Here is a 13,864-nt window from a genome sequence, read left to right as displayed (position 1 = left end):
GATACAACCATAAAAAACAAAAAACATGACAATACATTATTATTTTAATCCACATGTAAACTATATCTCTTGTTATTTTTTATGTCAATCTATTTCTATTTTTTTCAGTCATTATTTTTTACTAAAAGAGGAAACTGATTTATCTAAAATTGGAAACAGCACAAAAATTTATAAAAAACAGCGATAAACCTCGTTAAACTAGAGTTTATTCAAAAAAAAGGAATTTTCTAAAAAAATTACATTAATTCTAAGTTTTTTAATTTCAAAAAAATAAATAAATACACCTAAAAGAAAAGATGAAACGAAATTTATTTATATGTTATTTAATTAGATAAAAAAAAGGGGACTTTCATCCTTTAAAAATAACAATAAACAAGTTATTTATTCATTTTTTAACATTTTATCAAAAAAAGTGCGAACCCAAAACAAACTACTTGTTTTGAATTCGCACTTTAGATTTAAATAATTATCAAGCAAAGAGTGTTTAAAAAAAGAGGCTTCTTCCTTTCCATAACTGAACATTCTACTTTGTGCTACGTTTCAAATAAACTACGTGTTGCTTCTCTGATTTTTTGTGCTACATACGGGTTATTCATCGTATAAAGATGAATCCCTTCTGTTCCTTGTGAAACTAAATCAACAATTTGATTGATCGCATAAGCGATCCCTGCATCACGAATAGCTTCCGGATTATGCTCATAACGCTCCATCATCTTTAAAAATTTCGTTGGCAACGTCACATTAGACATCTTTATCATACGCTCAATTTGTCTTTTATTGACAACAGGCATAATGCCCGCTTGAATCGGTACTTCAATAGCCGCAATATCACACTTTTCTTTGAATGTATAAAAATAGTTATTATCAAAAAACAATTGACTGATCAATTGATTGACTCCAGAATCAACTTTTCGTTTTAAGTTTCTGATATCTTCAACTGAATTTGCGGCATCGCTATGGGTTTCAGGATAGCAAGCACCGATAATATTAAAATCACCTTGTTCTTGGATAAATGCGACTAAATCATTCGCATAAGAAAAGTCTTTCTTTGGTTCTTTATCTGGTAAAATATCTCCTCTTAAAGCTAGAATATTTTCTACCTTTTTTTGTTTAAGTTCCTCTAAAATAACTTTGATCTCATCTTTTGAAAAATTTACAGCAGGTAAATGTGCTACGCTAGGTAAAAATTGTTCATCTTGAATTTTCTGTGCAATATCTGCTGTACTTAAGTTAGCACCGGTTCCCCCAGCACCTAAAGTTACACTGATAAAATCAGGCTGTTGGCCTTTCAAACGATCTAAGGTATGATAAATCGTGTCAACTGGTGCTGTTCGTCTAGGTGGAAAAATTTCATAGGAGAAAACGGTCTTTTCTTTGAACAAGGTATCAGTCCTCATTTACACCCCTCCACGTACCTTTTTAGCTGCCAATACTAAGTTTTTCAAACTTGCTTGTGTTTCTGATACACCGCGGGTTTTTAAGCCACAGTCTGGATTGATCCAAATTTTTTCGATTGGTAATTTATTTAAGATATTCTGGATCGTTGTTTCGATTTCTTCTACTGAAGGAACACGTGGCGAGTGAATATCATAAACTCCTGGTCCCACTTGCGTTTGAAAATCGATTGCTTTTAAAGCATCTAAAATATCTAAATTTGAACGGGAAGCTTCAAAGGAAATGACATCCGCATCCATATGATCGATATCTTGAATAATATCGGCAAATTCGCTATAACACATATGTGTATGAATTTGTGTTGTCGGCTGTACTTTACTATGAACAAGTCGGAATGCTGGAATCGCCCAATCTAGATATTCAGTATGCCAATCTGATTGACGTAATGGTAGCTTTTCACGTAAAGCAGCTTCATCGATTTGAATGATTTCAATTCCATTCGCTTCTAAGTCTAAAACTTCTTCTTGAATTGCTAAAGCCAATTGTAATGTCGCTTCTTTTAAACTAATATCTTCTCGCGGAAATGACCAGTTCAAGATTGTTACTGGACCTGTTAGCATCCCTTTCATTGGCTTATGGGTCAAGGTTTGCGCATATTTTGAATACGCAACAGTAATTGGTTTCGAGCGCGAAACATCTCCCCAAATGATCGGTGGTTTGACACAACGAGTACCATACGATTGAACCCAAGCTTTTTCAGTAAATAAGTACCCCTCTAAACTTTCACCAAAATACTCAACCATATCATTCCGCTCAAATTCTCCATGAACTAAAACATCTAAGCCGATCGTTTCTTGAAAAGCGATACATTCATCGATTTTTTTCCGATTAAACGCTATATACTCAGCTTCTGTGATTTCTCCTTTTTTGAATTTTGCCCGGTTTTGTTTGACTTCTCTTGTTTGTGGAAAAGAACCAATCGTAGTGGTTGGTAAAGTAGGTAGTTCTAGTTTCTCTTTTTGAATAATTGCTCGTTCCGACAATTTTGGTAAACGAACATAATCATTCTTTGTCAATGCTTCGATTTGTTTTGCTACTCGTTTGTTTTTGACAAAACGTTCCTGAGTAAATAATACACTGTTCGCCTTTAACAGATCTTGATTTATTTTTTTATCTTCAAGGATTTTTTTTAAATCATTTAACTCGGTTAATTTTTCTACAGCGAAAGAAAAATAAGCTGTCACGTCTTTTTCTAACACGTTCTCATTCGCTAAGGTAAATGGAACATGAAGTAATGAACAGGAAGTATTTAATACAATATCACCGAACGGTTGAATCATCTCTAGTAATTCTAATGTCTTTTGATAATTATTTTTCCAAATATTTTTTCCATTTACAATGCCTGCAAATAAAGTTTTTTCTTTTGAAAACCCATGTTCTTCGAGTAAATCTATTGTTTTTCGCCCCTCAACAAAATCTAATCCAATCCCGTCAAATGGTAGTTCAATTAATTCTTGATACCCATTTCGAACGTCTCCGAAATAAGTTTGAACTAAGATTTTTAATTGACCTTTTTTTGCTAAAAGCTTTTCATACAATTCTCTAAATTGCTGAATATCTGTTGGCGTTAAATCTAAAACCAAGGCCGGCTCATCGATTTGAAACCATTCACAACCAAGTTTTGTTAGTTGATCAAAGATTTGTGTATAGGCTATGATTGCCTCTTCATAAAAATCTTTTGCCTGTTTGGGACCGTGATAGGTTGCTAATTTCAATAGGGTAAATGGCCCTACTATTGTTGGGCGAGTCTGAATGCCAGCCTCTTTTGCTTCAGAGAAAGTTGTGAATAGTTGATTGCCGACTAGTTTTAGTTCTGTATCATCATCGATTTCAGGAACCATATAATGATAGTTGGTATTAAACCATTTTTTCATAGCTAAAGCAGTAACGTCACCAGACTCACCCTGATAACCTCGCGCTAAGGCAAAGTAGGTCTCTAATGGCGGCAATCCCAATTCTTGATATTTCTTAGGCACGAGATTCAGCAAAACTGCTGTATCTAATATTGTATCAAAAAATGAAAAATCACCGCTCGGAATAAAATCAATTCCTTGATCGACCAACAACTGCCAGTGTTTAAGGCGCAATTCTTTTCCTTTTTTTTCTAATTCTTCTGCTGTGATTTCTTTTCTAAAATACTTCTCTGTTGCAAATTTTAATTCCCTTAACTCTCCTACCCGCGGGAACCCAATAATTGATGTTTTCATACTTTTCCTCCTTCAATAAGGTATTTCAACTACTTTACCACGAGAAAGAAATATAGAATAACACTTATTTACTATTGGTAAATATAGTTTAAAACTATATTTAATAAAAGAAACAGAGCTATGACTCTATGAGTCATAGCTCTGTTTCTTCTAATTCAACTATTTAAACTATTTTTCTTGTTGCGCCAAAAAGTCTTTTGCTTCTTTATTAACAGCTTTCAAATCCAGGCCTTGCCTCGTTGCAGCAAACATGCAACCACAATAACATTGACGATAAACATCATACTCTTTACATAATTCAATCGAACGTTTATAGCCATTGTTTTTCTTGAAATCACTAGGTAAATAATTAGTGGCATAAAATTTTTGAATATCGATTCCGATTTCGTTGATCAATTGACTATTTTTCTTTGGTGATAACGTCAGTGCACTACCAAAATAATCATAGCCTAATTCTTGTGCTTTCTCCGCTACAATATCTAAACGCATTTGAAAACAGGCTGAACAACGTTTTCCACCCTCAGGCTCTTCAGTCAGTTCTTTTTCCTGCACCATTTGGATAAATTTATTTGGCTCATAAGGAGCAGCTAAAAATTTGACTTTACTGCCAGTTTGTTTATTAAAGTCCTTTACAAAAGTTTGTTGAACAATTTCTCGACGTTGATATTCTGCTCTTGGATGAATATTGGAATTCGCAAAGAAAATCGTAACATCTGCATATTGCGTCAGGTATTCAAGAGAGTATGTGCTACAAGGAGCACAACAGCTGTGAAGTAATATTGTCGGTCGTAGAGCAGACTTTTCCCATTCTAAGATAACTTTTTGTAAAACGCGATCATAATTTATTTTTTGATTGGGAGACATTTTCTCCGTTATTTCTGTTAAATTTATCAATGAATAGCCTCCATACTTAATAAGCCTTCTCTTTTATTTTACTGTTTAAATGGCAGTTTATCCAGTCCATTTTTAATAATTTGAATAGAGTGTGTTAATAAACCAGATTCTTTTTCTGATAGCGAACAGTCAACAAACGATTCTACACCATTTTTCCCGATCACAACAGGCTGCCCATAATAGGCATCTAGTTTATGACTATAGGCTGAAACAGGCACGATTGATTTTGAATCGTTCAAAATCATCCGAATCAGACGAGCAGCACAAGTTGCGATACCATAGCTTGTATAACCTTTTCCAAAAAAGGCCTTCCATCCTCCTGCTCTAACATCTTCATCCAAGCTTTCTAAATCAAGTTCAGTATTCCAAGACAAAAGTGGTTGATCTCCAACCGTTACGGTCGACCAAGCAACAAATTGGGAATCCCCATGTTCGCCATAAACATATCCGCCAATATTGCGTCCATCAATTGCTAAATTTCGACTTACTGCTTGTTTCATGCGAGCTGTATCCAACATTGTCCCTGTCCCAAAAACTTTAGATGTTTCAAATCCTGTCAGTTTTTGCATATACGCCGCAATCACATCACATGGATTAGTAATCGTTAAAATAATGCCAGTAAAACCAGACTGCTTGATTTTAGGCGCCGTTTCTTCCACTATTTTACTAGTGATCTCAAGTTCCTTAAACCGATCACCATCCTCACCAAGTGCACTGATTTGTCCCGCACAGAAAACGATAATTGCTGCATCTTTTAACGCTTGATAGTCTTGAATGAGGATTTTTGTTTTACCTGTTAAAAAAACTTGTGCATCTTCCAAATCATATTGCTCAGAAACCGCCAACTGTTCATTTTTATCGATCAAAACTAGTTCGTCAACCAAACTTTCCATTACTAAGGTATAAGCAAGAGTTGCCCCAACATGTCCTAAACCAATGATTCCTACCTTACGCATTCAAACACTTCCTTTTACAATTAATCCTAGCTGAATCGAAACCTTTGGTCAACCTTCTTTTCAAGAATTTGTTTAACTAGTTTGTTCTAGCATTCTCACTAAAAATAGTTCTTTTCACCTTGCTTTCAATAACATAAAAAAGTAAGCAAAATCTAGAAGTAGTTCTGCTTACTTTTTTATTCGCTTTATTTTACGGCTCTTGTTACTTTAAAATAATCAATATGAGCATGTTCATAATCTAGTACTTCAAAAGTAAAATCATCAATCACAATTTGATCGCCAACTATAATTTGATTGTTTTTTTTCTCTACGATAAAGCCAGCTAATGTAGACATGTCAGACGCTTCGAACGTTGGGAGCTTCACTTTAAAGTAACGCTCAAAATCATCAAGTGTGATTTTTCCAGAAACAATATAGCTATTATCAGATTTTTTAGCGACCAAGGCATTTTCTAAATCCGTTTCATCTCTGATATCGCCAACTAGTTCTTCTAAAATGTCCTCGATCGTTACCATCCCTGTCGTTCCACCATATTCATCTTTTAAAATGGCGATATGCTTTCCTTCTTTGCGCATCATCGTTAAAAGACTCTTAATTGGCGTTGTCGCCAAAGCAACAATCGGTTCTTCAACTAATTCACTGACTTTTCTTTGATTATCGGTAAACGACTCCTTGATCAGGGCTGGTAACGTTACATAACCAAGAACATTATCTTTGGATTCTTCGATCACTGGATAGCGCGTATGCCCACGTTCTAGTGAATGTTGGATTGCTTGTTCGACCGTTTCATCTGCTTCAAACACTTCCATCGATGTTCGGTCGACTTGGATTTCTTTCGCTAAAGTATCATCAAATTCAAAAACATTTTCCATATAATGATATTCTTCTTTGGTTAGTTCACCTTTTTTATAGGAATCAACTGCTACATATAACAATTCTTCCTGAGTCAATGTTTCTTCACCTTCTGAGACCAAACGGATCCCTAACAGTTTCCCCAATCTAGCTGCCGAATGATTCAATAACCAGATAAAGGGATACATCACTTTATAAAAATAATGCAATGGTTTAACAATTCCTAAGACGACTTTCTCTGTTTGTGCAATACTGTAGCTTTTTGGTAATAATTCACCTACAACGACATCGACATACGTCACGATAGCAAACCCTAAAATAACTGATATTGTTCGGCTAAGGGCTGTACTGATCGGCAAGTTTCCAATAAGTGGATGCAACAATGCCGCGACTGATCCTTCACCGACCCACCCAATAATCAACCCTGTCAATGTGATTCCTAATTGACTAGCCGATAAATAAGCATCCAAGTGATGTGTTACATGAATTGCTAGTTCGGCGTTCTTGACATTCTCTTTTTTTAATTGCTCCAACCTGGACATTCGGATTTTGACCAAAGCAAATTCACTTGCTACAAAAAATGCTGTGATCGCAATCATTAAAAATAGTATGAAAAAATTTATTGCAAGCATATTTACACCTCGTTTTTCTTCTTCTCTCTTATTATACTTGTCCTCTTTAATTAGCGCGAATAGGAGCTATTGAGGAGAAACAAAAAACTCTAAGACCTTCGGCGGCAGTCTTAGAGATTTTAATTTTTTATAATAACACTTTTCTTTCCCTTAATCGCGTTTTCCGCGCATCTCCAATAATCAACGGAACGGATTCGTATTTTACTTCACTATATTCTAGACCAAACCAGTTTTCTGGAGAAGTTGTTCTTTTTTTGATGGCTAATTTCAGTTGCATGATTTGACGATCCCACTTCTTCAATTCTGTTACTTTTGATAATTCTTCTCGAATAATAATAAATTGGAAATCACCAACTTCACGACCTGGTGTCAATGAATATTTTTGTGGTTGTTTTGGCAAGCGACCTTCCTTCATTAAATCATAAACGATTTGACGGATATAGACATTCACTTCTTGCGCTACATGGAAACCAAGATATAGTTGGACTTGAACAATAAAATCTGTGTCCATCATATCAACAGAATACTCTTTCGTAAAAGGTTCATCTGTTACTTCAACATTAACAAACCAATATACATTCGCTCGTTTCGGCTGTTTATCTAAGATTGAATAAATGATCTGGCGTCCAATTTCGTCACCAATCGTATCCGGAGTCATAAACACAACATTGGTTTGCGATTTTGGAACGGACGTGTCCTCTTTTAGCATCCGCAATTGTTCGACATACTGCTTCAGTGGAACGGTATCAGAGGTTTTCTCTTTGATGATATTGCCCCATTCCCAAATCGTCATCACAGCTAAAATCAATAAAGCGATCCCTACAGCAACATACCCCCCGTGGAAGAATTTCGCAATACTTGAGACAAAAAAGATCGACTCGATGCTACCAAAGAACAATGTAACAAGATAAGCAACCCAACGTGGCGCTCCTTTTTGAAGTAAATAAAACATTAATAAAATCGTGGTCATCAACATCGTTACAGTGATGGACAGACCATAAGCAGCCTCCATGTGGGTAGAGGTTCTAAAGGTGATAACGATCAGTGAACAAACGATCCACAACATCATGTTGACTGCTGGAATATACATTTGACCGATATTGGCACCAGGATAAATAATTTTCAATCTTGGCAATAATTTTAATTTGATTGCCTCAGACACTAATGTAAATGAACCGGAAATCAACGCCTGCGAAGCAATTACAGCGGCAACTGTCGCAAACACAACGCCGATAAGCATGATGCTATTTGGCATCATTTGGAAAAATGGATTTAAATTTTCAATCGCTAAAATAGATGGATCATTTTTGGCACTTAAGATCCAAGCAGCTTGACCTAAATAATTAAGAATCAAACAAACTTTGATATATGGCCAACTAGCTCGAATATTATGTTTTCCAACGTGACCTAAATCAGAATACAGTGCTTCGGCCCCAGTTGTAGCTAGAAAAACATTGCCCAAAACGAAGATCCCTAATTTGTTTTCAGGACTAAGCAACAGTTGAATCGCATAATAAGGATTCAATGCACGAAGCACCGTCCAGTCTTGTCCAAAATTGATTAGTCCCATCACACCTAAGAATGTAAACCAAGCAAGCATGATCGGTCCAAACGCTTTACCAACTGCATCTGTCCCAAAACGTTGGACAGAAAATAAGATAAGAATAATCACTAAAGTAATCATCACGATAATGTTTTGATCACTACCAAAGCGATCAAAGAACACTGGTATTCCCCGCAGACCTTCGATTGCTGTGGTCACTGTTACAGCAGGCGTTAAGACCCCATCTGCAAGCAGTGCGGCTCCTCCGATCATAGCTGGAATGATCAGATATTTTCCTTTTTTACGTACTAGTGTATATAAAGAAAATATTCCTCCTTCACCATGGTTATCCGCATTCAACGCAATCACAACATATTTAATCGTTGTTAAAATCGTTAATGTCCAAAAAATCAATGATACCGCACCAATAATGAAATTTTCGGAAACATTTTGAAGACCTCCATTGTCACCTACGATCGCTTTCATTACATACAGCGGACTTGTTCCGATATCTCCATAAACGACACCCATTGCTACTAACAGACCAGCAGCGGTCAATTTCTGATGATGCGAAACTTTAGACTTCTCTACCACAAGATTCTCCTCCAATTTAAACGCTGAGCAGGCTTGCCTGCAAAGCTAGATAATGCGAAAGTTCAATAGGATACCACACTTTTTTATAAAAAAATGAGATGCTACTGTCACTTTTGAATATAACAAGAGACCTAAGTGAAACGACACTTGGCCCTTACACTTAGGTCTCGCAATTTCATTCTTAGACCAGTGTTTTCACACTTGCTGTTGATCTAAAAACATAGATAGACTATGCTGCTACTCCCCTAAGATTTTTATTTGGATGTCCAAACAAAAATATCGGTTACGATTTATGATTTAATTGAAAAATAGTAGAAAAAAATCAAAATAACTGATTTCGATAACAACTATAATACTCCTTTACTATTTTAGCAAGTCTTTTATGTAAATAAATTCAATAGTATTTTCAAAGACTTCTTTCAATTGAGTTAACTTAACTAAAAAGAACACTTGAAATGCTGATTTTCATTAAGAAAATCAACCTTCAAGTGTTCCTTCAATAATTAATTTATTCTTCGTCGTCTTCAGTTGAGTAGTGGAATTTAATCATTTCATTCACAAAAATCGGAATGATCGATAAGCCCATTACTAACAACCAATGGTTGATCCCAATTGGAACTAACCCAAACAAATCCTGTGTAAATGGTAACAATGCGATAACCGTTGTGATAATCACTGCTAACACGGCCATTTCGAAAAGTGATTTGTTTGTTGATAACTTGACTCTAAAAATCGATTCTGTACTTCTTACATTAAAAACATGTAGGATCGATGAATAAGCTAAAATCAAGAAGGCAACTGTTTGTCCGATTTCATGACTTGCTTCAAAGAAGTAGGAAACAGAATCAACATTTGCTCCTAAATAAAAACCAAACAGTGTGATAACTGTAAAGACAAAGGCATTGATTCCGATTTTTTGCCACAAACCACGTGCAAAAATCCCTTCATTTCTAGGAATCGGTGCTTCATCCATGATCCCTTTTTCAACAGGTTCTTTCCCTAAAGCAAAGCCTGGAAGACCATCTGCTACGACATTTACAAATAATAATTGAACAGCTGTGAATGGTGCTCCCCAGCCAAGTAACATCGCAATCAGTACAATAAAAATCTCCGAAATATTACAACTTAATAAAAAGTTTACCGCCTTACGAATATTACGATAAACTGCTCGCCCTTGAGCAACAGCATCTACAATCGTAGCAAAATTATCATCCGTCAAAATCATATCTGCTGCGCCTTGAGCTACATCTGTTCCTGTGATTCCCATAGCACACCCGACATCACTCGCTTTTAAGGCTGGTGCATCATTGACACCATCACCTGTCATTGCAACAACAGCACCTGTCCGCTGCCAAGATTTTACGATGCGAATCTTATCTTCTGGCGTTACTCTAGCATAAACAGAAAGTGATTTCACGCGAGAGTCTAATTCTTCATCGGACATTTTTTGCAGTTCTGAGCCAGTAAGTGCTTCACTTTTATCCGTTAAAATGCCTAATTCTTTTGCAATTGCTCCAGCCGTCACCACATGATCTCCTGTGATCATCACTGTTTTGATCCCAGCTTTTTTGGCTCTGGCAATAGCACCTTTACTCTCTGGTCTTGGCGGATCGATCATACCAATCAATCCTAATAGACGTAGATTCTTCTCTAAAGCCTCTGAAGTGATCTCCGTGGGTTCCTCATCATAGATTGCATAACCAACTGCTATTACGCGTAATGCACGTTTTCCAAAACGGTCATTGACCACAGCCGCCTGTTCAACATCTCCAAAACGAAAGCGAGTCAATAAGACATCGAAGGCTCCTTTTGTTACAGAAATGTATTTTTTCCCCATCTTATGAACTGTCGTCATCATCTTACGTTCTGAGTCAAAAGGAATTTCACCGATTCTTGGATATTTTTCTTCCAATTCAGCCTTTGTATGATAGTTTTCCTCAACAGCACGGACAATCGCTGCCTCAGTAGGATTTCCCTGAATGACTAAATCGTCTCCATCTTTATCTACGATCACATCAGTACACAAAGAGGCCATTTTCAAGACTTCCATTGCTTCATCGGTCATTGCATCTTCTGTATCGGTCACTTCATCGCCGCGTGACCAAACGCGTCTTACACGCATTTTATTTTGCGTCAGCGTACCCGTCTTATCAGAACAGATCACATTTGCTGTACCTAATGTTTCAACCGCTGGCAAACGACGAATAATGGCATGTTTTTTCGCCATTTTCTGCACACCATATGCAAGTGTTAATGTTACGATCACCATCAGTGTTTCAGGCACTGCTGCAACTGCTAAGGACACAGCTGTCATAAACATTTCCAATACAGGTTCCCCTTGTAGTTCACCTATGATAAATACCAATGCCGCAGCTCCTAAAGCAATAAAACTGATACGCTTCCCTAATTGATTTAAACGTTTTTGCAAAGGTGTCTGTTGGGTCACATCGTCGTTCAATAAGCCTGCGATTTTTCCCATCTCTGTTTGCATTCCTGTAGACGTAACGATTGCTCGCCCACGACCATTTGCCACAGTACAGCCTTTAAAGACCATATTTATTTGATCACCGATCGGTGCATCTTGTTTCCCTATGTATTCCGAATCTTTCTCAATAGGTTCACTTTCTCCAGTAAGTGCTGATTCTTCTACTCTAAGTTGTGATGCCTGGATCAAACGAGCATCTGCTGTAATCATGGAGCCTGATTCTAATACAAGTATGTCACCCACGACTACATCCTCTGCATCGATCGTTTCTACTTTGCCGTCACGTAAAACAGAGCTACTTTGTTTGTTCATATCCTGCAGTGCGGCCAACGATTTTTCAGCATTGCCCTCTTGAACGATTGCTAATACTGCATTGATGATCACAATGGCGATAATCAAGATTCCTTCAAAATAATCCCCATGGTCTGTTGCAATGGCTGTGTAAAATGAGATAGCTGCCGCAACCAATAAAATGATTGTTGTAAAATCAGATAAACTATGAAGAAATTTCTTTACTATCGACTCTTTCTTGGCTTCATGGAACTTATTGGCACCATGCTCAGCAAGCCGTCTCTTGACTTCTTGTTCCGTTAATCCTTGCTCTTTATTCGTATTCACTTCTTTGATAATTGTTTCGATAGGTTGTTTGTATGCTTCCATCCTATCCCCCCATTCTTATTTTTTCCTTCTATTAATATAGTATCTATACTCACTATACCATGTTTTTTTTTCAAACTTCAATAAATATGGCTAAATTTTCATTTTTTTAGCTTACTTTTTTTAAAAGTAGATCATTCGTCCAATAAAATTTTATTCTGTAATCAAAAGTCGTTTTATTTGAAAACGCTTACTAATTATGCTATTCTGTTTATAGAAGGAAGGAGGTACCATCAGTTGTATTGAAGAATTTCTCGAAGCATGACAAAATTAAACACAAAATTGTTAACAGAACACCATTCACCTTTCAACAAAAATATATGTAAAGTATAAAAATCATAAAGACATCTTTACAAATAGTGAATATGTGCAAAAATTTGTAGAAACAAGCCAAATACAATAAAAAAACACATATAAAGATAGTTTGATTAAAAAAATTTAAAAAAAGAAATGTAGAAAATGTAATGAAAACAACATTTGGTTTATGAACAAGAAATTCGACTAATTACTTTACATGTATAACGAAAAGTAAAACATTTATGATTCAATACGCTGATTCCTTCCAGAAACAAAAGCCAAGCTAATCGAGAAGCTTGGCTTTTTTCTTTGCAAGATATTTGTAAGTGAAAGTAAGATATGGTATATTGACTATGCGCTTTTTATTTACTACATAAATTAGACCATTGGAGGGATTTGCATTGCCAAAAAAGAAGAACTCATCTTTTGAGAGTTCCATTCACGTCTACAGAGCCATGAAACGCATGACCCAACAGGAACTTGCTGACAAGGTGGGAGTATCTAGACAAACAATTATTCAGTTAGAAAGAAATAGGTACAATCCTTCCCTTTTACTGGCTCACGACATAGCAGACGTTTTCGAAGTGCCTATTGAACAGATCTTCACGTTCAAGAAATTAACAGAAGACGAGCAAACGAACGAAGAAACCGACTAACGGAAGGAAAGGATAAATTATGACTGAATCACTTAAATCTTTTTTTGATGACTTGCCTGTAAATCATTGGTCTAGCTTTTTAATTATTGGACTTTCATTGATATTTATTATTTACTCAGTCTACTTTTTCTTTAGCAAAGAAGGAAAAGATGAACGAGGAAAGAAAATCATTTCAACGGCAAGTTTTATTTCATTTATCGTTACTATGATCACAATTTTCATTTTAGGTAACTTTTTCTATGATGTTGCTTCTAGCAGTGTGAACGCATATTCTTGGTTATTAAATTTTATGTTAGTAATTATCTCTGGATCTAACGTAATTAGTATACTAATTTTAAGAAAATTAAATTAAAAAGAATGGGATAAAAACTTATCCCATTCTTTTTTTATTTTATCATTCCTACTAGAAACAAATAAGACGTGTCCAACCATTAACAGTATTCGCAACAATCGTTTCTGAACGATCAGTATCCTCGGCATTTTTACTTCTTTCAAATGAAGCTCCTACAACTTCATCTACTTTCTTCAAATCTTTTGCTGCTTCCATTTTTTCAATTGATAATTTTCTCATGATATAATTTCTCCCCCTTGCGTTAATAACTAAATTATAAAGCGTTCTCGCCGATAAGTAAAGTT

The 13,864-nt window shown here is 35.9% G+C and carries 10 protein-coding genes; 2 read left to right on the top strand and 8 right to left on the bottom strand.

The features are described from left to right. Positions 1-533 precede the first annotated feature (533 nt). The 7 genes from metF to BCR24_RS02285 all read right to left on the bottom strand — a co-directional run bounded on the left by metF (position 534) and on the right by BCR24_RS02285 (position 12,278). A complete protein-coding gene (gene metF / locus BCR24_RS02315; RefSeq protein WP_069638953.1) occupies positions 534-1,397 on the bottom strand; it encodes a methylenetetrahydrofolate reductase [NAD(P)H] in 864 nt (287 codons plus the stop codon). Then, a complete protein-coding gene (metE, locus tag BCR24_RS02310) occupies positions 1,398-3,662 on the bottom strand; it encodes a 5-methyltetrahydropteroyltriglutamate--homocysteine S-methyltransferase (RefSeq protein WP_069638952.1) in 2,265 nt (754 codons plus the stop codon). A 168-nt stretch (positions 3,663-3,830) separates the two neighbouring features. Further along, positions 3,831-4,556, bottom strand: a complete 726-nt coding sequence (locus tag BCR24_RS02305; RefSeq protein ID WP_069638951.1) for an epoxyqueuosine reductase QueH — start codon at positions 4,554-4,556, stop codon at positions 3,831-3,833. Between the two features lie 38 nt (positions 4,557-4,594). Beyond that, on the bottom strand, positions 4,595-5,512 hold the full coding sequence (locus BCR24_RS02300) for an L-lactate dehydrogenase (protein ID WP_069638950.1): 918 nt from the start codon (positions 5,510-5,512) through the stop codon (positions 4,595-4,597). Between the two features lie 185 nt (positions 5,513-5,697). Continuing rightward, the gene (locus BCR24_RS02295) at positions 5,698-6,996 is read right to left on the bottom strand and encodes a hemolysin family protein (protein WP_069638949.1); all 1,299 of its coding nucleotides are present in this window, start codon (positions 6,994-6,996) and stop codon (positions 5,698-5,700) included. Between the two features lie 127 nt (positions 6,997-7,123). Continuing rightward, positions 7,124-9,070 (bottom strand): KUP/HAK/KT family potassium transporter, encoded by a 1,947-nt coding sequence (locus BCR24_RS02290; protein WP_167351660.1) that lies wholly within the window; start codon positions 9,068-9,070, stop codon positions 7,124-7,126. A 571-nt stretch (positions 9,071-9,641) separates the two neighbouring features. Further along, the gene (locus BCR24_RS02285) at positions 9,642-12,278 is read right to left on the bottom strand and encodes a calcium-translocating P-type ATPase, PMCA-type (RefSeq protein WP_069638947.1); all 2,637 of its coding nucleotides are present in this window, start codon (positions 12,276-12,278) and stop codon (positions 9,642-9,644) included. Positions 12,279-12,973: 695 nt separating this feature from the next. Here BCR24_RS02285 and BCR24_RS02280 point away from each other — a divergent pair. Further along, positions 12,974-13,228 carry a helix-turn-helix transcriptional regulator gene (locus tag BCR24_RS02280; protein WP_010762625.1) on the top strand — a complete coding sequence of 85 codons (255 nt, stop codon included), beginning with the start codon at positions 12,974-12,976 and terminating at the stop codon, positions 13,226-13,228. A gap of 19 nt (positions 13,229-13,247) precedes the next feature. Beyond that, positions 13,248-13,580, top strand: coding sequence for a hypothetical protein (locus tag BCR24_RS02275; RefSeq protein ID WP_069638946.1), 333 nt, complete (start codon positions 13,248-13,250; stop codon positions 13,578-13,580). A 51-nt stretch (positions 13,581-13,631) separates the two neighbouring features. Here the strand turns inward: BCR24_RS02275 and BCR24_RS16805 are convergent, their stop codons facing one another. Next, a complete protein-coding gene (locus BCR24_RS16805) occupies positions 13,632-13,799 on the bottom strand; it encodes a hypothetical protein (protein ID WP_167351659.1) in 168 nt (55 codons plus the stop codon). Positions 13,800-13,864: the final 65 nt, after the last annotated feature.

The organism is Enterococcus ureilyticus (genome assembly GCF_001730315.1).
In the GTDB taxonomy this organism is placed as follows: Bacteria; Bacillota; Bacilli; order Lactobacillales; family Enterococcaceae; genus Enterococcus_L; species Enterococcus_L ureilyticus.
Note: the sequence above shows the minus strand (reverse complement) of the source record. Positions and strands in the feature narration are given on the sequence as shown.